This window comes from uncultured Paraglaciecola sp. (assembly GCF_963977085.1).
GTDB lineage: Bacteria > Pseudomonadota > Gammaproteobacteria > Enterobacterales > Alteromonadaceae > Paraglaciecola.
This window is the reverse complement of sequence record NZ_CAXBNC010000015.1, coordinates 40248-62195: the sequence shown is the minus strand read 5'-3', so window position 1 is coordinate 62195 and position 21948 is coordinate 40248. Positions and strand designations below refer to the sequence as shown.

Below are 21948 nucleotides of genomic sequence, written 5' to 3'. Positions count from 1 at the left end.
ATGAAATTTAGCATCAGTAGGGAAAACTTCTTACAGCCACTTCAGTTGGTTTCTGGCGCAGTCGAGCGCCGCCATACACTACCCATACTATCAAATGTATTGATTAAAGTTAGTGATAACTCACTGTGGTTAACTGGTACGGATTTAGAGGTTGAACTGATTTCTAATGTCACATTGAGTGGGGAATTCGTAGAAGGCGAAATTACTGTTCCTGCTAAGAAATTGCTAGATATATGTAGAGGGTTAAACGAAGGTAGTAGTATTGATTTTAGTGTGGAGGCCAATAAAGCTTTACTTAAATCAGGTCGCAGTAAATATAGCCTATCTACGTTGTCAGCAGATGATTATCCAAATCTTGAGGACTGGCAGGGTGAGTTGGAGTTTGAGATACCTCAATCCGATTTAAAACGGCTTATAGACAGTACACATTTTTGTATGGCTCAACAGGATGTGCGTTATTATCTTAATGGTATGTCACTTGAGACGGAAGATAATCTTATTCGCACTGTTGCAACTGATGGACATAGGTTGGCCTTGTGTCGACTAAACTATACTAGTGCCACATTGCCTAATCGCCAAGTTATTATCCCCCGTAAAGGTGTGTTAGAAATACTTCGTTTGATTGAAGATAATGATAAGTTGGTCAAAGTTCAGGTTGGTTCAAATCATATTAGGATTTTTTCAACTGATTTCATATTTACTAGTAAGTTGGTAGACGGGCGCTTCCCAGATTATAGGCGTGTATTGCCAAAAGATGGTGATAAGAAGATAGAGTCTAGTAAAGACGTATTGAAACATGCGTTTTCTAGAGCGTCTATTTTATCTAACGAAAAGTTTAGAGGCGTGCGTTTAAATCTCTCCAATAGCGAACTTAAAATTACCGCAAACAACCCAGAGCAAGAAGAAGCTGAAGAAATAGTAGATGTAGATTATCAGGGAGATAGTTTAGAGATAGGGTTTAATGTGGCTTATTTGATTGATGTTATGAACGGACTGAGCTGTGAAGATGTGCGAATTACATTAGCCGACTCAAATAGTAGTGCATTAATTGAGGATGCGAAGGATGATTCTGCTCTTTACGTTATAATGCCAATGAGATTGTAATTAGTTCTTATTCGAAGTTGCGTTATCTATGAAACTGGACAAGCTCCAGATCAAAAATTTTAGAAATATCGATGATTTGTCACTTATAGCCCATGGAAACTTAAACTTGTTTCTTGGGGAAAACGGCAGTGGTAAATCATCTATTTTAGAAGCCTTACATTATCTGGGATATGCTCGTTCCTTTCGAACCCATAAACACAAAAATGTGATTAGTCATGAAAAGGCGGGGTTTACTGTTTTTTGCTCAACTGTTGTTGAGAATGAAAAGCAGCAAAAGTTCGGTATAAGTAGACTAATGGATGATAGTTGTATCGTTAATATTAACGGCCAGAAATCTAAACGAGCCACTGATTTAGCCAGTCATTTGCCGATCCAGATATTTACACCCCAGAGTTCAGATTTGTTATTGGGCGCACCTAAGCTGCGAAGACGCTACTTAGATTGGGTGTTGTTTCACGTGGAACAATCTTTTAATTTAGACTTTCAGGTTTTTAACAAAAGCCTCAAGCATTTGAATTCGTTGTATAAAAAACATCAGCCAGACCAGAATTTAAGCTATTGGAATGATCTACTTTGTGAGAGAGGGGAAACAATTAGTGCAAATCGAGAATGTTTACTAAACGATCATCTAATGCAGCTAATTAATGCCAATTTAAAGGACTTTTTACCTGAGTTTTCCTTCGAAATTTCGTATTATAGGGGATGGGAAAAGGGCTCTACATTAGCAGAATCAGTTTTAAAAAATCGCCTACGTGATCAAAAATATGGTTTCCTAAGTGTTGGACCTCACAAAGCAGATTTAAGGATTAAAACTCAAGGGGCTAATGCCCATGAGATTTTGTCTAGAGGGCAGCTTAGAATGTTAGTGGCGGGTATGCAGCTTGCGCAGACACAATACCTACATCAACAAACTTCAAAGAGCTCAATATTTTTGTTGGACGACGTAGGAGCCGAATTAGATGAAGAGAAAAGAAAAGTGTTTATTTCAAGGTTAAACACTACAGATACCCAGTTGTTTGTGACCGCAATAGATATCAAACAACTAGATTTTTTAAAGAACTATAACGATAAAAAAGTGTTTCACGTGGAACATGGCCAGGTGAAAGAGGAGATTTAGTTAAATGTCAGAAGAAAATATTTATGATTCGTCGAGTATCAAGGTACTAAAAGGACTTGATGCTGTTAGGAAAAGACCCGGTATGTATATTGGTGACACAGACGATGGTACCGGATTACACCACATGGTTTTTGAAGTCGTAGATAACTCTATCGATGAAGCACTTGCAGGACATTGTTCAAGTATTAATGTGAAAATACATATTGATGGGTCTGTCTCAGTAAAAGATGATGGTCGTGGTATTCCTACAGAACTACACGAAGAAGAAGGTGTCTCCGCCGCCGAAGTTATCATGACCGTTTTACATGCGGGTGGTAAATTTGATGATAATTCGTATAAAGTGTCCGGTGGATTACATGGAGTAGGTGTATCTGTAGTAAATGCACTATCAAAAAAATTAATGCTACAAGTACGTCGCGGTGGCAAACTTTACGAACAAGAGTATCAACACGGTGAGCCACAACAACCTCTAGCTATTATTGGCGAATCAGAAGCGACGGGAACAAGCTTGCGTTTTTGGCCAAGTGAAGAGACATTTACAAATGTTGAGTTTCACTATGATATTTTAGCTAAGAAACTACGTGAGTTATCTTTCCTAAACTCTGGTGTGTGTATTATTCTTGAAGACGAACGTGATGGAAAAGCTGACCGTTTTGAATATGAGGGTGGGATAACTGCTTTTATTGAATATCTAAATCAAAATAAAACCCCAGTTCATCAGAAAATTTTCTATTTTGACTCGCATAGAGATGATGGAATTTCAGTTGAAGTAGCAATGCAATGGAATGACAGTTATCAAGAAAATGTATTTTGTTTTACAAATAATATTCCACAGAAAGATGGCGGAAGCCATTTAGCTGGTTTCAGAGGTGCTTTGACTCGTACCCTTAACAACTATATGGAAAAAGAAGGTCTTTCTAAAAAAGCAAAAACAACTACAAGCGGTGATGATGCCAGAGAAGGATTAACCGCAATTATTTCAGTAAAAGTACCGGACCCAAAATTCTCATCACAAACCAAAGATAAGTTAGTTTCTTCTGAAGTAAGGCCTGCGGTAGAAACCACTATGGGTGAAAGGCTTCATGAATTTTTAATGGAAAACCCCACTGAAAGTAAAATCATTGTTGGAAAAATTATAGATGCTGCAAGAGCCAGAGACGCAGCAAGAAAAGCACGTGAAATGACTCGAAGAAAAGGTGCGTTAGACTTAGCTGGATTGCCTGGCAAGCTAGCTGATTGCCAAGAGAAAGATCCAGCTTTATCTGAACTCTATATAGTGGAAGGAGACTCTGCTGGCGGATCTGCTAAGCAGGGGCGTAATCGTAAGAATCAAGCCATTTTACCACTTAAAGGGAAAATCCTAAACGTTGAAAAAGCGCGCTTTGACAAAATGCTTTCGTCTCAAGAGGTTGCCACTTTAATCACTGCGTTAGGTTGTGGAATAGGTCGTGACGAATATAATCCTGAAAAATTACGTTATCATCGCATAATTATCATGACAGATGCGGATGTAGATGGATCACATATTCGTACATTACTATTGACGTTTTTCTATCGTCAAATGCCAGAGATTATTGAACGAGGTTATATATATATTGCCCAACCGCCACTTTATAAAACTAAAAAGGGTAAACAAGAACAATATCTAAAAGATGATGATTCTTTAACTAAGTATTTGACATCCATTGCCTTAGATAATGCTTCATTACATGTTAACGAGAGCGCTCCTGCAATTTCTGGTGTGGCATTAGAAAGTCTTGTAAAGCAATACCAAGAAACAGTGGCCATGATTGCACGTATCAGTCGACTGATGCCTGCAGTGATACTCAACAAGTTAGTATACAGTCCAACTCTTGAACCTGAAGATGTAAATGACGAACAGAAACTCGTTAACTTCGCAGAAGAATTTACTAAGGGTTTGACCTTTGATGAAATAGACGGAGCAACTTATTCTTTTGAAATTCGTCACAACGCCGAAAGAAACAATTGGTTTGTGGTTATTATTATAAGATTACACGGTATAGATACCGAGTATCGCATTGACCATGAGTTTGTAAACTCTAATGAATACAAACGTCTTAAATCACTTAATCAGGCTATAAATGGCATGATTGAATCAGGTGGCTATGTACAGCGAAATGATAAAACTAAATCTGTTTCTAGTTTTGTGGATGCATTAGATTGGCTAATGGCCGAGTCTAAACGGGGTCAATATATTCAGCGTTATAAAGGGCTAGGGGAGATGAATCCAAGTCAGTTATGGGAAACTACAATGGACCCTAGTACTCGCAGAATGCTTCAAGTAACAATAGAGGACGCAGTGGGTGCCGATCAACTCTTCACAACCTTAATGGGTGACCACGTTGAGCCTAGAAGAGCATTTATTGAAGAGAATGCACTTAAAGTTGCAAACTTAGACGTATAGTTATTTAAAAGTAATAAAAAAGGCCGCTAGTATAGCGGCCTTTTTTCTATTAAAAAATCAATGACTTATATTTTCTATGGACACTTTAGGTGCACCAAATCCACTAAAATCTATAGTGAATTCGAACAAACCAGTTTCTGTAGGAGTAAACTGATAGTTTTCATCTGTAGTTTCACAATTAGAGGAGACAGACTCCCCAACCACAATCACTCTATCGGATTCATTGGCGTAGCCGCAATTCATCCCTGGCGTCCAATTCGAATCTGCGAATTTAAAATCATAAGGCTGACCATCAGCAATTAATTCAATTGAAGTTGAATATACCTGATCCGACACCTCTACTAATTTATACTTTTCATCGGCTTCCCACCAAGAAAAAACACCCCTAAGATAGAGTCCATCATAGTTTCGTTCTGTGCTAAAACTATCAATAACATTTGTTGCACAACCGCTAAATAAACTAGCTAGAATGGCCACAGATACAAAACCTATTTTCTTCATATTGGTTTAACGCCCTAAAATACAGATACTAAAATTAATTTAGTACTGATATATCTGCACAACATAAAAACAATCCTCTAAGCCTAGATAACAGCGTTAATCTATTTCGCTTAATTGATTCATCCTCTGCCATAACCATAACATTTTCGAAAAATGCATCAATGGGTTGTCTAAGTTCAGCTAAAACAACCAATGCACTAGTATAGTCTGAACTATCCAACATAGGTTGAATACGTGCTTCCACAGACTCTAAACTGTCCGCTAAGGCGATTTCAGCAGGTTCTAGCAATAAACCTTTGTTAAGAGACAATTCTTCCTTAAATATGTTCTTAGCTAATATATTTGCGACACGCTTATTCGCAGCGGCCAGTGCTTCAGCTGATTCTAAGGTGTTAAAGGACTTTACCGCTTCAACTCTTGCTGCAAAATCAGCTGGTCGAGTAGGGCGGTTAGCCGCCACAGCTTGAACAACTCCAGTAGCAATGCCTTGCTCCGCATACCAAGCTTTGAATCGCGCAAGAACAAAATCAACTACTTTGGCTTGCAGGCCGTCGGTCTTTATCTTATCGCCAAATGTACTGATAGATGCGTCTACTAGGTCAACTAAGTCCAAAGGCAAATTTTTCTCTACTATTATTCGCAATACGCCAATAGAAGCGCGACGTAAGGCAAAGGGATCCTTATCACCCTTAGGTGTTTGACCAATGCCAAAAATACCCACCAGCGTATCGATTTTATCTGCTAAGGCGACACATAGACTGACTTCAGAAGTAGGCAGGTTGTCACCTGCAAAGCGAGGCATATATTGTTCATTTAACGCTAATGCTACCGCTTCCGACTCCCCGTCTACTCTAGCGTAATGCATACCCATTACACCCTGAACGTCTGGGAACTCCATGACCATATTGGTCATCAAGTCGGTTTTACATAACAAACCCGCTCTATAGGCGTCTTGCTGATCTGCGCCTAACATTGTAGCGATATTTTTAGCAATAGCTGCGATACGTTCCGATTTTTCATAAACGGTGCCTAATTGCTTCTGAAACAATACGGTTTTTAAACTCTCTAGACGTGACCCTAAGGATTGTTTTTTGTCAGTGTTAAAGAAAAACTCTGCATCAGCCAACCTTGGGCGAATGACTTTTTCGTTACCACTTATGATAGTTTGAGGATCTTTACTTTCTATATTAGTGATAAAAATAAATCTAGATTTTAACTGACCATTTAGATCCAGTAAGGGAAAGTATTTTTGGTCATCTTTCATTGTGTAAATGAGGGCTTCTTTAGGTACCGCCAAAAATGACTCTTCGAAATTAGCGATTAACGCAACTGGCCATTCGACCAATGAAGTCACCTCTTCTAACAGGTCCTCATTGATGTCAGCCACAGCATTTTCCTGTTCCGCTAAGTTCTGAATTTGTTCGAGTATCATTGCTTTGCGATGACCATAGTCTGCAATAACATAATGCGATTTGAGTTGGCTTAAATAGTTGTCAGCGTTGTCCAGTTCAAATGGGGCGTTAGTATGGAATCTGTGGCCGTTTACCAAACGTGCTGAATCTACGTCTAATACTTTACCTGAGATTAGTTCGCTACCATACAACATAGTGATAGTGTGTATAGGGCGGATAAACTGTGTTGATTTTGTTCCCCAACGCATAGGCTTTGGAATAGGCAGTGCCTTTAAAGAATTCTCGACCATATCACTAAGGAGCTGACTAATAGGCAGTCCTTTGACTTGTGCTTGAAATAATAACCATTCACCTTTTTCCGTTATTAAACGTTCAGCTTGGCTTACTTCAATTCCATTAGATCGTGCCCATCCTTGAGCGGCTTTGGTGGGCTCGCCATCCTCTCCAAATGCTGCGGATACAGCAGGACCACGTTTTTCAACATGTTTGTCTGCTTGAAACTCAGATAAACCTTCCACTATGACTGCTAGGCGTCGTGGTGAAGCGTACCAATTAACCTGGTCGAACGTGAGGTCGTTGTCTGTAAATGCAGACTGTATATTATCCTTGAATGCTAGTGCCAACTTAGCCAATGACTTAGGTGGTAATTCTTCTGTGCCGATTTCAATTAAAAGATTATCAGTTCGCATGGCTACTTCTCCTTATTACACATTGGAAAGCCAAGTGCTTCTCGCGCTTCGTAATATACTTTTGCGCAGGCCTTAGAAAGAGTTCTTACCCTTAAAATATAACGTTGCCGCTCTGTTACTGAAATGGCATGCCTAGCGTCCAAAAGATTGAACGCGTGAGACGCTTTCATCACTTGTTCATATGCCGGTAGCGGCAAATTAGCTGCAATGAGTTTTTCACTGTCTTTTTCACACTGGTCAAATGTGGCAAATAAGGCATCCACATCAGCATGTTCAAAGTTATAAGCAGACTGTTCCACTTCGTTTTGATGGAATACATCCCCGTAAGTCACAGTGCCCATTGGCCCATTAGTCCAAACGAGGTCGTAAATACTGTCTACACCTTGAATATACATAGCCAACCGTTCTAGGCCATAAGTTATTTCACCGGTAACAGGTGAGCACTCAAGACCACCTACTTGTTGAAAATAGGTGAATTGTGTCACTTCCATGCCATTTAACCAGACTTCCCAACCAAGACCCCAGGCCCCTAATGTAGGTGATTCCCAGTTATCTTCAACAAATCGAATATCATGAACAAGTGGGTCAAAACCTAGCTCTTTCAATGAACCCAAATACAACTCTTGAATATTGTCCGGTGACGGTTTAAGCATGACCTGAAACTGATAATAGTGTTGCAGTCGATTAGGGTTTTCACCGTAGCGACCATCAGTAGGACGTCTACAAGGTTGCACATAGGCACTACTAATTGGCTCTGGGCCTATTGATCTTAGAAACGTCATCGGATGGAAAGTACCCGCACCTACTTCCATATCTAAGGGTTGGATTATCACGCAACCCTGGCGCGCCCAATAATCTTGAAGCGCTAAAATGAGTCCCTGAAATGTCTTACAATCAAACTTTTGCATATTCTCTAGCATTTCCTCTGCCACCTTAGGGCGTGTCGAATAATTAATTTTAAAAAAACGCCGGCAAGTATACCTTTTGTCGTGGACTCTATGTAGGCTTAAAGGCGATTAAAACAGCATTTAGATAGAGAAGTGGGCATCAAATGGAAAAAATACGCTGTAGTTGGGTAAGTGAAGATAAAACTTACCAAACATATCATGACCAAGTATGGGGGAGGGCTGTCACCGACAGCCAAGAGTTGTTTGCAAAACTGTGCCTTGATGGACAGCAAGCAGGACTTAGTTGGATCACCATATTAAAGAAACAAAGCAATTATGAAGCTGCCTTTTTCAATTTTGACCCACAGCTAATCTCAAGGCTTACAGATGAGGATGTTGAGCGCTTAATGCAAAATTCGGGAATAGTCCGAAACCGTTTAAAAATCCAATCCATTATAAAAAACGCTAAGGCTTATTTGTCAATTGAGGCGTCAGGTGTATCATTTAGTGACTATATCTGGCAGTTTGTAGAGGGTAAAACCATCATCAATACTTGGCCTACAAAAAATGTCGTTCCTACTTCAACGACACAATCAGATAAGATGGCAAAAGCCCTTAAGAAACAGGGCTTTTCTTTTGTTGGCACAACAATCTGTTACGCCTTTATGCAAGCAGTAGGTATGGTGAATGACCATACGACAGACTGTTTTTGTTATGAAGTTAGCTGCCAAGATGCAAAGCGCTAACTACCTATACTTTAGGTAGTTAGAATGAAGCGCTAAAAGTTTTCAACACTGCAACGTCTTTTAATACTTGCGATTCCAACTGGGCTTCCAGTTCTTCTCTTTGTAAGTCTTGTTGTTTAGTTTCTTTTTTGCTTTGTGTTTTTCTCGCTTCATGAGTAGGCAAGTCTTTAACCTGCTCGTAAAGTGAGTAAAGTCCAATAAACTTTTGTGAAAAATTCGGCTTATCCTTAACAGGTAAAGCCTCTAAAAGATGGAATAATCTGATACAACCTTCAGACAAATTACATTGCTGTTGTTCCATAGCTTTTGCAATAGTCTGAATACTTTGAGAAATGTTATCTATTCTTTGTTGTGTCTTTTGAATACGAACTTGCTGCTGTTTTTTAAGTTTAAATAGCAGCGAACCTGCATAAAAACCCAGACAAGCAATAATAACCAAGGCAACAAGCAAAACAACTACATTCATAATTACACACTACTAGTTAATCTTTAAAATCATTAATATCAATAGCTTCAAACTTTGAATAAAGATCGTTTAGTTCATCAGACGATTCTTTAGGCTCTTCTGCTTCGTCATTTAATCCGAGTAGGTCACATAGCACTTTATGCCTTGCCAACGTTTTATCAACAAATTGCTGGTCTTCTCTGCTAATTTTCTTACCTAAATCAATTTTATCCAATAGTGCAGCTAAACGTGTATCTTGTTCAATTGCAGCAAGTTCTTGAGTAGGAGAAAAATACTTAACTTTTTTAGGTTCTGATTTTTGAGTTTTTGATTCCACAATTAAACTAACTGGCTTTTTACTACCATGGCGAGGATCTTTATTGACCTTTTTAGGGCCTTGATTCTCAGTAATTGCTTCGTTGTTACGGCTGCCTGCGGGTTTACCTAAATGCTTTTTGACCCGTTTTTCATTAGGTTTACGCACGTTTGACGGCGTTTTAGATACGCCAATTTTACCAACTTTACGAGATTTTTTCTGCCTAGCCATAGATCACCTGTGTAGGGCTTTATAATGGCCGTGATTCTACCTTAGTAGCGGTGTTAAAACAGTGAATTTTTGACAGAAAAAAAGCGATAGTCAAACTATCGCTTTTTCGTAGATAAGAGTGTCAGCTGACACTTCTCCCAATGTTTGTTCATCCTAAACAACTTAGTATCCGTGCTACCTTCTCTTTTTATTTATTTTAACGAAGATATTTTATTGTTATAGATCTTCCTGACACTTTATATTTCGTCCCTGTTTTCCCGTAAGGCTTTAAAATGCAAAACAACTAGTGTTGCCTTGCTACTTCCTTGACAAGCAAAAGCTTGTAATTCCATTTTGTTTTTATTTGCACGAGAGAATACAGGATAAATAAAAATTTACAACTTATTTACAATTGATATACAAAAAAGTGAACTTTTTTCGAAATCTTGAAACGCGACTAATTACTAAAACAGACATTAGCCGCGAAAAGTTGTGATTAATGCAGCCCAGCTACATAGCTTGAAATTACCTCAATATCTTTATCGGTCATTCTTTTAGCAATATCTGCCATCATGCCATTGAGTGAATTAGCACGGTCACCAGAACGGAAGGCTTTAAGTTGAGCCGCGATATAATCTGAATGCTGGCCGCTTATGTCAGGGAATCCAGATAAGCTAGTACCATTTCCTTTTGGCCCATGACAAGCAATACATGCAGTAATTCCACGCTGTAAATCACCTCCAACATAGAGTTTATTACCTTGGATTACCGCGTCTTCTGAGGCTTCACCTTGTGTCGCTTCTTGGCTCGAAAAATAAGCCGAAAGGTCTAGTATGTCTTGTTCTGACAATGCTGCTGCCATGCCATTCATCACAGCATTATTTCTGCCTTCTTTACCACCAGTTTGACTGGCCAATTTGAATTCTTGCAGTTGCTTAACTAAATAATTGGCATGCTGACCAGCAATTTTAGGGTTAATAGCTATTACACTATTCCCGTCTGCTCCATGGCATGCGCCACAGGTAACAGATATCGCTTTACCGTTTTCAGCATCACCTTGTGCTACTGCACTCGCACTAAAACCTATAAACAAACAGACTAGCAGACCTATATTTTTCATCTTTATCTCATTAAGCATTTGATTAGCTGGCTATTATTAAAATAATAACTGGGTATTTTACACATTTACGCCGTCAGTAAAATGAATTCATTAGATAACTTGCGTTTTTATCTAATTTTAAAGAGCGCAGCGATTACCCTTTTCCCTGATATAATGACAAAAATTAGTATAATAACAATAGTTTTACAGAGTTTTCAGGAGAAGTTGTGAGTCATTATAGTCAAGCAAAATTTAGTATCAGTGCTCCTGATATTACACACTTAGGACCTGATGAGGGAATCGAAATTGCCTTTGCAGGTCGTTCAAATGCAGGGAAGTCTAGCGCGTTAAACAAATTAACTCGGCAAAAAGGTTTGGCTAGAACTAGCAAAACGCCAGGAAGGACACAATTAATCAATGTGTTTCAACTAGATGAAAATCGTAGATTAATCGACCTACCTGGTTATGGTTATGCAAAAGTGCCCATTGCGATAAAGAAAAAATGGCAGAAATCTTTGGGTGAATATTTACAAAAAAGGGAAAGTATAAAAGGGTTAGTCGTATTGATGGATATTCGTCATCCCTTTAAAGATTTAGATCAAGACTTAATACATTGGGCGGTTGCTGCAGATTTGCCTGTACTGGCGCTTCTAACCAAGGCTGACAAGTTAAAAGCAGGAAAGCGTAAAAATCAGTTGTTGATGGTCAGAGAAGCTGCCTTGGCTTTTTGTGGGGACGTAACAGTGGATGTGTTTTCGTCTCTTAATGGCATTGGATTAGAAAACTTAGAACAAAAATTGGATAGTTGGTATGGCTATGAAAGGAATGATCTCTAAAGGATAAAAAAAAGCCCTACACAAATTGGGTAGGGCCAAATAATGAGAACACACATAAAAACTATTAATACAGACCGTGTTAATTCGAAAAAGTTTCGACCTTTCGTAAATAAACTACATTTTGGGCAAAATATTGGGAATTTACGCATATTTATTTGTCGTTAATAAGATTAGAAGATTTTAGGCAAAAAAAAACCCCATTAAATAATGGGGTAAAACACATAGAGACACACATAAACTGTACGTAAGAGGGGAAATAAATCATAAAGTTCAAAATAACTAGAGGTTATTTTTAAATAAAAAAAACCTCGGCAAAAGCCGAGGTTCAAGCAAAGGTTAGAAATATCTGACCTCTGTACCCTACGGCCGGAAGTCTATTAAAAAACCTATCAATAAGCCAAGTTTGTTTTGTTATTAGACCATTTATCTAAATTATATAAGACCTTAATGCGCTTCGTCCCAGTTTTCTCCGACACCTGCAGCAACAATAAGTGGTACATCAAGCTGCACAGCTTGTTCCATTAATGAGATGATCTTATTTTGATATTCAGCTAAGTTTTGTTGTTTTATTTCAAAAATTAGTTCGTCATGTACCTGCATTATCATACGCACTTCGTCGAAAGGTAAGGTTTCAATCCATTGATCAACTACCAACATAGCTTTTTTGATGATGTCTGCTGCAGTACCTTGCATAGGTGCATTTATGGCTGCTCGTTCTGCTCCTTTTCTGCGCATGCCGTTACTGGCATGAATTTCAGGTAAATATAATCTCCTACCAAATACTGTTGAAACATACCCTTTTTCTTTGGCTATTTGTCGGGTGTCTTCCATATAGGTTAATACTAATGGGTAACGTTCAAAATATAGGTCCATATATTTTTGGGCATCGTGACGTGGGATATTTAGCTGCTTGGATAGACCAAATGCAGACATACCGTAGATTAGACCAAAGTTAATGGCTTTTGCATTTCTTCTTTGCTCAATACTGACGTCTTCAATTGGGGTATCAAATACTTCCGAAGCTGTAGCTGTGTGGATATCTTGACCTGTTGCAAAGGCATTTAACAATCCTTTATCACCTGACAAATGCGCCATAATTCGTAATTCAATTTGTGAATAGTCGGCAGCCACAATCTTATAGCCGGGTCTGGCAATAAATGCTTGCCTAACGCGGCGACCTTCTTCAGTTCTAATAGGGATATTCTGTAAATTAGGATCGGTAGAAGACAATCGGCCTGTCGCCGCAATGGCTTGATGATAGGAAGTGTGTACTCGGCCAGTACGTGCATTGATCATCTTAGGTAATTTATCTGTGTAAGTATTCTTTAACTTACTTAAACCGCGGTATTCCATCAACAATTTGGGTAAAGGGTAATTGATGGCTAATTCTTGAAGCACCTCTTCGGCTGTTGATGGCGCGCCCTTAGGAGTTTTCTTTAAAACGGGCAAATCCATCTTCTTATAGAGAATTTCTTGTAATTGTTTTGGTGAGCCTAAATTAAATTCTTCACCAGCAAGTTCATGTACTTCTTTTTCTAGCTCTAAAATTCGCACTGCCAAGTCTTGGCTTTGCTGGGCAAGTTTTTGGCTGTCGATAAGTACGCCGAATTGTTCCATTTTTGATAAAACCGGAGACAAGGGTAGTTCAATTTCTTTGAAGACATTGACTAGGTCAGTTTCTACACTTAGCTTTTGCCATAACACCTTATGTAATTGTAAGGTGATATCAGCATCTTCCGCTGCATAGGGCGCGGCTTTATCCAATGGAATTTGATTAAAGGTAATTTGTTTGGCGCCTTTACCTGCAATATCTTCAAAATGAATAGTGGTTTTACCTAGATAAGTTTCTGCCAAACTATCCATATCATGACGGGTGGCAACACTATTCAAAACGTAAGACTCAAGCATTGTATCGTAGGCTATGCCTTGCAAGTTGATATCGTAATTAGCGAGTACATTTTTATCATATTTAAGATGTTGCCCGACTTTTTGTATCTTAGGATTTTCTAATAAAGGTTTAAGTGAGGCTAATACTTGAGCGCGGTCAAGTTGTTCGGGGGCATCCAAATAATCATGGCCCACAGGTACATAGGCGGCTTCGCCAGTCGCCACTGAAAAAGATACACCTACTAATTCAGCGTCCATATAATTTAAACTCGTGGTTTCTGTATCGAAGGCAAATAAGTCCGCAGATTTAAGTTTGCTTAACCAAGAGTCAAACTCAGCTTGGGTTAAAATAGTATGATAATTATTAACCTCAGAGGAGTGCTCTTCCTGTTCACTTATTTGGAGATTTTCAGCACTAGAAGTCTGTGCAATTTTCTGTTGGGTTTCCGTAACTAAGCGTTTCAACTCAAATTGACTACTCAGAGCAAGTAATCTTTCTAAATCTGCCGAAGTAGGTTTGATGTCTTGTACGTTTTCGGGCAACTCTACGTCGACCTTAATGGTTGCTAATTCGTAGGATAAAGGCAGATGACCCAGCGCATTACGCAAATGTTCTCCTACTTTTCCTTTAACAGAGTCAGCATTAGCCATGACTGCTTCAAGTGTGCCATGTTCAGCTAACCACTTAGCTGCGGTTTTAGGGCCACATTTGTCGACGCCAGGAATATTGTCGACCTTGTCGCCCATTAAGGCTAAATAGTCGATAATTTGGTCTGGCCTTACTGCAAACTTTTCCACAACGCCTGCTTCGTCCATTTCGACATTGGTCATAGTATTGATTAATCGCACATGAGGTGTAACCAGCTGTGCCATATCTTTATCACCGGTTGATATGACTGTTTCTATTCCGAGCTTAGTCGCCTGATCGGCGAGAGTGCCAATTACATCATCAGCTTCAACGCCTTCAATAACTAATAGGGGGAGTCCCATTGCTTCAATGATTTCATGCAAGGGAGCAATTTGTGTTCTGAGATCATCTGGCATAGGAGGGCGATTGGCTTTGTACTCAGGATACATATCATTACGAAAGGTTTTCCCCTTAGCATCAAATACCACCACAATATTTCCGTTTGGATAGTCTTTTTGTAAGCTCTTTATCATGTTTAACACACCAGTAATTGCACCTGTGGGTTGCCCATAAGAGGTGGATAGCGCTTGCAAATAAGGTACATGGTACGCTCTAAATAAATAAGATGAACCATCCACTAATACGAGAGGGTTAGAGAGTGTTGCTGCTTCAGATGCCATAATTGGAGCCCATATATTTAATTTAGAAGTTGCGAAATTAAGAGAATGTCATAAGGAAAGAAATTTATCATTAATTCACTGGTGAATCTGTGGATAACTATGTAGATAATTGTATTAGACAATTACTTTGTTGGTGAATACATCTATTGCAAAAAAATAAAAATCTCTTAATAAACATATGTTTATAGAAGTAGTATTAACTCAACAAAGAAAAATTTTACGACGCTTGCTCTGTGGATAAGGTTTTGAACGTAGCTGACCTGCGTTCAAAATCAACGTAGAAGATACACCCATGTTGAGCACTAGAAAAGAACATTTTTAAATTATTTTAAGTTACTTTTAGGTTGGATTGTTAATGAAATGTTATAAGCCTTGATTGGCGCATTCTGCAGCCGTGTTGAATAATTCTAGAGGTCGTAAACTAACATTGATTTTGTTTGTAAGTACTTGCAAACGTTATTATTTATCTTTGGGTCAAGCAAGCAAAATTTGTTGCTGTGTTTTGTCGAAATATTTCCGACGAATAGGATCTTTCTGTTATCTTATTAATTGAAGTACGAGAACATAATTACATATGTTTCGTTTTTGAATTAGACTTCGGCGCCACGTATAGCTAATGTCTAACCAACAATAAATACAAGAAAAATAATAACACCAATGATTTACCCAAAACTAAACTACTTATTAATCAATTTGCCAGATGTGTTCCATGGCAGATTTATTTTGGGTCTAAGTTAAGTCATGCAATATCGTACTATTATTCGAATTTTGGGACTGTTAGTGGCTTTATTCAGCGTCACAATGATCCCCCCAGCAATTGTATCTGTCATATATGAAGATGGTAGTGGTCTGCCATTTTTATTGGCATTTGTCTTATGCTTAATTACCGGTTTAATCATTTGGTATCCCAATAGAAGTTTTAAGTATGATTTAAGGGCTAAAGAAGGGTTCTTAATTGTGGTGCTTTTTTGGACTGTTCTAGCAAGTTTTGCTGCATTACCATTTTTGTTATTAGAGCAGCCACACATGTCTACTACAGATGCGTTTTTTGAATCTTTTTCTGGCCTCACTACAACAGGCGCAACTGTTATTGAAGGCATAGATTATTTGCCAAAGGCGATTCAATACTATCGCCAACAACTTCAGTGGCTGGGGGGGATGGGGATCATCGTACTTGCCGTGGCTATCTTACCCATTCTAGGTGTGGGTGGCATGCAGCTGTATCGGGCAGAAACGCCAGGTCCAGTAAAAGACTCGAAGATGACTCCTAGAATTGCTGATACTGCCAAACACCTCTGGTATATCTATCTTTCTCTAACCACAGTTTGTGCACTCGCATTTTGGGTTGTGGGTATGAACTGGTTTGATGCAATTTGTCATGCATTTTCGACCATAGCGATCGGCGGATTCAGTAACTATGACGCCAGTATAGGTCACTTCAATAGTGTCGGCGTTAACATAGTCTGTGTCATATTTTTATGGATTGCAGCGTTGAATTTTGCACTCCATTACGCCGCAGCCAGTGGTCGCTCTTTGAAAGGTTACTTTTATGATCCTGAATTAAAAGCATTCTTTATCATTCAAATTAGTTTGGTATTGATTTGTTTTATCGTGTTAATTCAATTTAATTGGTTTGAGGATACAGGGATAGCGTTCGACCAAGCTTTGTTTCAATCGGTATCAATGAGTACAACGGCTGGGTTCACCACTACAGGCTTCTCAAGTTGGCCTGTATTTTTACCTATAATGTTGATTTTTTCGAGTTTCATTGGCGGCTGTGCAGGGTCAACAGGGGGAGGCTTAAAGGTTATTCGTGTCTTATTGTTATATTTACAAGGAAAACGAGAAGTAGATCGTTTAATTCATCCCAAAGCGGTTTATTCGGTAAAATTGGGTGATAGGGCGTTACCAGATCGAGTTGTTGAAGCGGTTTGGGGATTCTTTTCAGCCTATGCCATGATTTTTGTCATTATTATGGTTGGCCTCATCGCTACAGGTATGGACGATGTGACAGCCTTTAGCGCAACTGCTGCAACTCTGAATAATCTAGGCCCTGGTTTAGGCGATGTGGCTGCTACTTATGCGGAAGTGACTGATAGTGGCAAGTGGCTGTTAATCATTGCGATGCTGTTCGGTCGATTAGAAGTGTTTTCATTGTTAGTGTTATTTTCGCCAACGTTTTGGCGCAGTTAACATCGACCTCATTGTGTCATACCGTTCGTTGTTTTCTTGTTATTTAGGTGAGCAATAACATGCGTTAAAGCGTATGACTTAAAGTGCTTCATCGAGAAAAAGCACTTTAAATCAATACATTTATGTTTAAGGCAATTTAACGATATCAGCTTTGAGCGCCACGCCTGCCATTATATTTCCTGCTCCACATTCAAATTCAGTTTTGCTGGCAAAACTTTGATGTTTGTAGTTGGATGTAATGTTAACTACGGCATTCATACCGTCTCTTTGTGCTCGTTCTTGTAAAGCTTTTATAGCCGACAAAAAGGCCCACTCACATGCTTCTTGATCTGATTTAGCGAAGCCACTGGTTTTTTTGTTTGTTGTAATTCCAGACTGTTTGCTCAACGGCTTTGGGTGAGCCTGATCGGCAAAATATAAAGGTACATCATATAAAGCGGATTTTGCTTTATCTGTTTTCAGAAGGTCTGGAATAGAAAACTTAAGTCTATCATCCCTAGCTATGGCGGGTGATGCCAGAAATATGCAGCTTGTAACACAGGCTATTAATACTTTTTTCATTAATGATGCTCCGAATTTTAAATATTCTTATACCAAGACAAGTGTAAGCTTGTCAGTTATTTTCCCTATAAACCTAGGTGTTTCTATTCACCGTTTAATATAGTGATAGATAGCCTAACTGCGATCCAGAGGATGAATCTTATACTAAATTTAGTCAGTAAAAAATACCACCGCAGCGAGATAAGAATAGGCTAATAATCTTAGCGGCGGTTGATTGCATGTTGAGCTATGGTATCTAAAATTCGATGATATTTTGACTAATGGTTTCAATTTTTATTTGGTAGTGGTTTATATAATGAGTCATAAGATTGTGTTTAGCCTTATGTTCTACGCTAAAAACTAATTCATGACCGCGCCAAAAGTCTCGTGTCTGTTGGTCTTCAGGTGAAAGCTTAATAAGTAAATCTTGCAGCCCTAATCGAATAACCGCTATCGGCCAATTGGCGAGTTGGTAATATGCCAACATCACTTTTGCATCAATACCCTTTGCCATGATGTTCGTATTAGTTTGTATTCCTGCTTCTTGAGACCAGGTCAATTTAAACAAAACTAATCCAGCTGGGGATAAACCCACCATATTAATTTGATTGGGAAGCAGTTCTGTTTGAAGTAAAAGTTCATGATTGTCTTGTGGTGTGGTGATCAACAGTTTTTGTAAACTGCTATGACCCCAAAGTTCTTTAGGTACTGGTTGTAAATAAAATTGACTGTGTTGGTCAAGAAAAACTGGCTTGTTTTGTTTTTCCAAGGAAGAGCACGCATTGAGCAACACTATGCACATCAATATAAAAAATTTCACTGTTGTTTCTTACCTTGATGGAGCATAGCAGAGGGTAGCAAATTACATAACAACCAGCCTAAGGTTACTCCTAATAAAACTGTCAGGCCAAATTGCCAAATGGCGGGGGTTTGACTGAATACCATGATACCAAATGCCAAAGCCGATGTTGTTGCTGAAAGAAAAATGGACTTTAGAACGTAATCGACTCGCCCATGTTCTCGAAGAAAAAACACATAATCTACATTCAAGGCTAATATTAGAATGCAGCCTAATAAGTTAAATATCGTTACTGAGCCTGCAATAAGTTGTGTGATTGCAAGCGCACTAAATGCCACCAAAATTGGCAGGCTAGCGAGTTTTAAGCCTACTTTAATAGGGTAACGGATGATCATGATTAAAACTAAAGACACCACTGCCATGGCCAGAAAGTATAAAATATAATGTCTCAACTTAGTCAGTGCGGCGCTGTATTGTGCTGGCTGATCATAATAATTAATGGGAAAGTCTAAGCGCCCTTGAATTTGCGCCAATAACTCTTCATCTAAGGGACCCATATAGCTCAAAATTCCCACCAGCTGATTAGCTTGTTTAACGTTTGAAGGATACATTTGACGGATAAAATTAGGTAGTTTTTCTTCCGTTAGCCAAGAGTCCGGTTTGGTTAATATTTTTTCGATGCTAAGTGGGTCGAGCATATTAATGATGGGGGTTAATTGTTGTTGTGTTAACCCCGTCTTCAGCCAATGATCATTTAGTTTTTGTGTTGCGATAGAAGGTAACCATAAGTCTATCCCTTTGAGTTCATAGGCAGAAAAAGTTAACTCTTTAATGGCACTTCGAGTTCTCTCAAAACGTTCTAAAATTTGCTGCTGAGTTTTACCAGCAACGCTGATAAACCTAGGATACTGATGGTTACCCACCAGCTGACTTACCCTTATTTCATTATCAAGTAAATGTTGAGGGGTGCTATTAAACATATTGATATTGTCTTCAAATTGCCATTGAGAAACGGCTAAAACACTACTAAAAATTAACATGCCTAAAAGGAGTTTAAATCCCTTAGGTGGTGGTGCAGGAGTAGCTAGGTCTTCAGTTTCTGTTGTTTCTTTAATTGACCACCAAGTGATAACACTCAGGCCGGTGAAAACGGCGAAAAACAAACCTGCCCCAACAAAAACAGCTACTTGTTGTAACAGTAAAATAGGCAGTAACAGCAATAACAAATAACTAAGTAAGGTAGTGCCTGCGCCCATTAAAAGTGCTGGTGCGAGGTGTTTGATTAAAGAGATCCCTTTTAGGCCAGTATACTTAGCTGCAAACATTATGTGATACCCATAATCTACAGCTATTCCAATTAAACTGATGGCGAATACTAAAGACAGCAGATGTATTTGCTCGAATAGCAACACCAGAGCTGTCATACCGGCTAACATTGAAGCCGATATTAAAACCAAAATACATAATAATGGCCGTAAATTTCTGAAGCTCACTAGTGTTAGTAGCAGCACTCCAATCAGTGACAATGCGCTAAACAATTGCATTTCAAAACGAATGCGTTGAGTAACGGCGGCGCTATGAAAAGCCAATCCACTTTTAATGACAACGACAGGCTTAGAAAGATGGCTTTGGGTCAGGACTTGATCTAGTTGTTCAACTGTAGTGACAACTTGGTCAATTTGTATGGCCTGAGGCACAAATTCAATAAATAGTGGGTAATAACGCAGACCTTGTTCTTGAATAAATAAAAACTCGTCGTCCTGCTCCCAAAGGGGTTGATTGAGTCGATCTGAAAACCAATCAGCAACATTAAGTAAAGGTGCTTGGGCGACACTCAACGTCACTAAGGGGTTACTTGGCTGACTTAAAAGTTGCATGTAACGTTTAATGATAAACCCATAGTCATCATTATCTCTGGCTACTTGTGCAGCATCGCTCAGAAAAGCCAATGGATAATCACTGTAAGTTGAGATTAGCTGTTTAATCTCTAGATTATCACTAGGGTTAAAACTGACTGAATGAATACCTGCTTGTGCAGCTAACTTGGCGTTTAGCTCGCGAAGGTAAGTTTTACTTTGGGGGCTGGCATCAAGTTGAAGTAGTAATAGTGCTTTATTTTCAAAGGGTTCTCGAGCGGCTTTTGTGAGTAGGCCGCTGTTGTCGCCCACATCTAAGATATTGAGAATATTTGCATCAAATTTGATTGATTGATTAATGGAGCTATACAGCAATACTACACAGCAAGTCAGTGTGATAAATACCCAGCTATATAACAGACGTGATTGAGACATCTTCACAACTCTTTTAGTCCTGACCACTTGGGGATTTCAATTGATTTAAGAAAATATTGGTGTAGTTACCTTCAGGCTCGTATAAGACAATCTGTTGTATGCCATTGTCTTTTATTAACAAGGAAATTTTCAAAATAACGCCAGCTATTTGTGCAGACTTAGGGGTGAGTGTGAGCCTATTATCTTGCTGCTCAATGTAAAATTGTTGTTGCAAGCTTTGTTGTTCGCCGCTGAATAACGCAAGTAACAATTCACTAAATTGTGAGCTAGACGTGAGTGATTTGAAGTGTCCATCTGCTTGGCGTTCGCTAACGCCTTCGGTTGTGATTTTAATTTTACTTTCAACGGGTTGCTGGGTATGCCAGATTAACCCGATGTTTTTTTGGTAGTGATAATTGCCTTTTGTTACAAAGGGTTGAGTCAGAACAGTCAAGTGTTTTTCTTGAACAAATTGACCTTCTTGGTCAGAAGATGTGTGTAGAGAAAAAGCCGTTGCCTGAGCATTTGCGAAATGCACTGTTACTAGTAATACCAGTGGAATGAAATTGATGCTGCGCATTTTATGTGTGTTCCTTGGTATGGGCAATTAATTGGCGGGGAGTTTATATTTGTATTTCTTGCGAACTAGCCACTCAACTCCAGCCAAAATAGCCATGATACAGTAAGATATTAAGCCATTATAAAGTGTCCAAGTGGCAATATCGCTATATACGGCAGTGTAAAAAGCGATAGCTCCATTTATTAAAAAGAAAACGCACCAGCAGATTGTGACCTTACGGGTATAGGATATCGCACTTGTTGGTAAATCAGGCTCACGAATTCGAGCGATACGCTCAACTATGGATTGTTTAGACCACAAAGAAAGAGCAAAGATCCCTAAAAATAACATACTCATCACAACAGGATAAAAACGAATGCCGTGACTAGAATCGGTAATAAGAGAATACCCCAAGACTACAATTACCGTTGCTATAAAAAGCCTGATATAGCGTTTATCGAACACCAAAGAATGACCGAAGTTATATCGTAATAATAAAATTATAATTAAGCCTAACGCCACTAAACTCGGAGAACCGAATGATAAACCCACATAAGCGATAACGGGATACAAAATTGCCAAAATACCCACCAGCCATGACACGT

The 21948-nt window shown here is 38.9% G+C and carries 18 protein-coding genes; 6 read left to right on the top strand and 12 right to left on the bottom strand.

Annotated features, from left to right (window positions below):
• The 3 genes from dnaN to gyrB are packed head-to-tail and all read left to right on the top strand — an operon-like array spanning position 1 to position 4646.
• Positions 1–1104, top strand: coding sequence for a DNA polymerase III subunit beta (gene dnaN / locus AAC000_RS16250; RefSeq protein WP_339724071.1), 1104 nt, complete (start codon positions 1–3; stop codon positions 1102–1104).
• Positions 1105–1132: 28 nt separating this feature from the next.
• Entirely contained in the window at positions 1133–2221 is a 1089-nt protein-coding gene (gene recF, locus AAC000_RS16245) for a DNA replication/repair protein RecF (RefSeq protein WP_339724069.1), read from the top strand.
• Between the two features lie 4 nt (positions 2222–2225).
• Positions 2226–4646, top strand: coding sequence for a DNA topoisomerase (ATP-hydrolyzing) subunit B (gene gyrB / locus AAC000_RS16240; protein WP_339724068.1), 2421 nt, complete (start codon positions 2226–2228; stop codon positions 4644–4646).
• A gap of 57 nt (positions 4647–4703) precedes the next feature.
• Here the strand turns inward: gyrB and AAC000_RS16235 are convergent, their stop codons facing one another.
• Genes AAC000_RS16235 through glyQ form a run of 3 tightly spaced genes read right to left on the bottom strand, consistent with a single transcriptional unit; the run spans position 4704 to position 8156 of the window.
• A complete protein-coding gene (locus AAC000_RS16235; protein WP_339724067.1) occupies positions 4704–5147 on the bottom strand; it encodes a hypothetical protein in 444 nt (147 codons plus the stop codon).
• Positions 5148–5181: 34 nt separating this feature from the next.
• Complete coding sequence (glyS, locus tag AAC000_RS16230; protein WP_339724065.1) at positions 5182–7248, bottom strand: glycine--tRNA ligase subunit beta; 2067 nt, start codon at positions 7246–7248, stop codon at positions 5182–5184.
• Between the two features lie 2 nt (positions 7249–7250).
• Complete coding sequence (glyQ, locus tag AAC000_RS16225; RefSeq protein WP_339724064.1) at positions 7251–8156, bottom strand: glycine--tRNA ligase subunit alpha; 906 nt, start codon at positions 8154–8156, stop codon at positions 7251–7253.
• A 143-nt stretch (positions 8157–8299) separates the two neighbouring features.
• Between glyQ and AAC000_RS16220 the strand changes: the two genes are divergently transcribed.
• The gene (locus AAC000_RS16220; RefSeq protein WP_339724063.1) at positions 8300–8881 is read left to right on the top strand and encodes a DNA-3-methyladenine glycosylase I; all 582 of its coding nucleotides are present in this window, start codon (positions 8300–8302) and stop codon (positions 8879–8881) included.
• A gap of 19 nt (positions 8882–8900) precedes the next feature.
• On the opposite strand, the gene AAC000_RS16215 is transcribed toward AAC000_RS16220, so the two are convergent.
• The 3 genes from AAC000_RS16215 to AAC000_RS16205 form a co-directional block, all read right to left on the bottom strand.
• Positions 8901–9347, bottom strand: coding sequence for a DUF2489 domain-containing protein (locus AAC000_RS16215; RefSeq protein ID WP_339724062.1), 447 nt, complete (start codon positions 9345–9347; stop codon positions 8901–8903).
• A 16-nt stretch (positions 9348–9363) separates the two neighbouring features.
• On the bottom strand, positions 9364–9873 hold the full coding sequence (gene yihI, locus AAC000_RS16210; RefSeq protein WP_339724061.1) for a Der GTPase-activating protein YihI: 510 nt from the start codon (positions 9871–9873) through the stop codon (positions 9364–9366).
• A gap of 475 nt (positions 9874–10348) precedes the next feature.
• Positions 10349–10972, bottom strand: a complete 624-nt coding sequence (locus AAC000_RS16205) for a c-type cytochrome (RefSeq protein ID WP_339724060.1) — start codon at positions 10970–10972, stop codon at positions 10349–10351.
• A gap of 206 nt (positions 10973–11178) precedes the next feature.
• Here AAC000_RS16205 and yihA point away from each other — a divergent pair, with 206 nt between their 5' ends.
• Complete coding sequence (gene yihA / locus AAC000_RS16200; RefSeq protein ID WP_339724059.1) at positions 11179–11787, top strand: ribosome biogenesis GTP-binding protein YihA/YsxC; 609 nt, start codon at positions 11179–11181, stop codon at positions 11785–11787.
• A gap of 444 nt (positions 11788–12231) precedes the next feature.
• Here the strand turns inward: yihA and polA are convergent, their stop codons facing one another.
• Positions 12232–14982 carry a DNA polymerase I gene (gene polA / locus AAC000_RS16195; RefSeq protein ID WP_339724058.1) on the bottom strand — a complete coding sequence of 917 codons (2751 nt, stop codon included), beginning with the start codon at positions 14980–14982 and terminating at the stop codon, positions 12232–12234.
• A 741-nt stretch (positions 14983–15723) separates the two neighbouring features.
• Here polA and AAC000_RS16190 point away from each other — a divergent pair.
• Positions 15724–17175 (top strand): TrkH family potassium uptake protein, encoded by a 1452-nt coding sequence (locus AAC000_RS16190; protein WP_339724056.1) that lies wholly within the window; start codon positions 15724–15726, stop codon positions 17173–17175.
• A gap of 126 nt (positions 17176–17301) precedes the next feature.
• Here the strand turns inward: AAC000_RS16190 and AAC000_RS16185 are convergent, their stop codons facing one another.
• The 5 genes from AAC000_RS16185 to AAC000_RS16165 all read right to left on the bottom strand — a co-directional run bounded on the left by AAC000_RS16185 (position 17302) and on the right by AAC000_RS16165 (position 21946).
• Positions 17302–17736, bottom strand: coding sequence for an excinuclease ABC subunit A (locus AAC000_RS16185; protein WP_339724054.1), 435 nt, complete (start codon positions 17734–17736; stop codon positions 17302–17304).
• A gap of 235 nt (positions 17737–17971) precedes the next feature.
• Positions 17972–18535, bottom strand: coding sequence for a DUF3261 domain-containing protein (locus AAC000_RS16180; RefSeq protein WP_339724053.1), 564 nt, complete (start codon positions 18533–18535; stop codon positions 17972–17974).
• The gene (locus tag AAC000_RS16175) at positions 18532–20805 is read right to left on the bottom strand and encodes a hypothetical protein (protein ID WP_339724051.1); all 2274 of its coding nucleotides are present in this window, start codon (positions 20803–20805) and stop codon (positions 18532–18534) included. The genes AAC000_RS16180 and AAC000_RS16175 overlap by 4 nt, the downstream gene beginning before the upstream one ends.
• Positions 20806–20818: 13 nt before the next feature.
• Positions 20819–21364, bottom strand: a complete 546-nt coding sequence (locus tag AAC000_RS16170) for an outer membrane lipoprotein carrier protein LolA (protein ID WP_339724050.1) — start codon at positions 21362–21364, stop codon at positions 20819–20821.
• Positions 21365–21391: 27 nt separating this feature from the next.
• Positions 21392–21946 (bottom strand): hypothetical protein, encoded by a 555-nt coding sequence (locus AAC000_RS16165; protein WP_339724049.1) that lies wholly within the window; start codon positions 21944–21946, stop codon positions 21392–21394.
• Positions 21947–21948: the final 2 nt, after the last annotated feature.

Excerpts from the sequence above, each read along its gene's own strand:
- dnaN (WP_339724071.1), top strand. The coding sequence starts at position 1 with ATGAAATTTAGCATCAGTAGGGAAAACTTCTTACAGCCACTTCAGTTG.
- glyS (WP_339724065.1), bottom strand. The coding sequence starts at position 7,248 with ATGCGAACTGATAATCTTTTAATTGAAATCGGCACAGAAGAATTACCA.
- AAC000_RS16170 (WP_339724050.1), bottom strand. The coding sequence starts at position 21,364 with ATGCGCAGCATCAATTTCATTCCACTGGTATTACTAGTAACAGTGCAT.
- gyrB (WP_339724068.1), top strand. The coding sequence starts at position 2,226 with ATGTCAGAAGAAAATATTTATGATTCGTCGAGTATCAAGGTACTAAAA.
- polA (WP_339724058.1), bottom strand. The coding sequence starts at position 14,982 with ATGGCATCTGAAGCAGCAACACTCTCTAACCCTCTCGTATTAGTGGAT.
- yihI (WP_339724061.1), bottom strand. The coding sequence starts at position 9,873 with ATGGCTAGGCAGAAAAAATCTCGTAAAGTTGGTAAAATTGGCGTATCT.
- AAC000_RS16190 (WP_339724056.1), top strand. The coding sequence starts at position 15,724 with ATGCAATATCGTACTATTATTCGAATTTTGGGACTGTTAGTGGCTTTA.
- AAC000_RS16175 (WP_339724051.1), bottom strand. The coding sequence starts at position 20,805 with ATGTCTCAATCACGTCTGTTATATAGCTGGGTATTTATCACACTGACT.
- glyQ (WP_339724064.1), bottom strand. The coding sequence starts at position 8,156 with ATGCAAAAGTTTGATTGTAAGACATTTCAGGGACTCATTTTAGCGCTT.
- AAC000_RS16185 (WP_339724054.1), bottom strand. The coding sequence starts at position 17,736 with ATGAAAAAAGTATTAATAGCCTGTGTTACAAGCTGCATATTTCTGGCA.
- AAC000_RS16235 (WP_339724067.1), bottom strand. The coding sequence starts at position 5,147 with ATGAAGAAAATAGGTTTTGTATCTGTGGCCATTCTAGCTAGTTTATTT.
- recF (WP_339724069.1), top strand. The coding sequence starts at position 1,133 with ATGAAACTGGACAAGCTCCAGATCAAAAATTTTAGAAATATCGATGAT.
- AAC000_RS16205 (WP_339724060.1), bottom strand. The coding sequence starts at position 10,972 with ATGAAAAATATAGGTCTGCTAGTCTGTTTGTTTATAGGTTTTAGTGCG.
- AAC000_RS16215 (WP_339724062.1), bottom strand. The coding sequence starts at position 9,347 with ATGAATGTAGTTGTTTTGCTTGTTGCCTTGGTTATTATTGCTTGTCTG.
- AAC000_RS16220 (WP_339724063.1), top strand. The coding sequence starts at position 8,300 with ATGGAAAAAATACGCTGTAGTTGGGTAAGTGAAGATAAAACTTACCAA.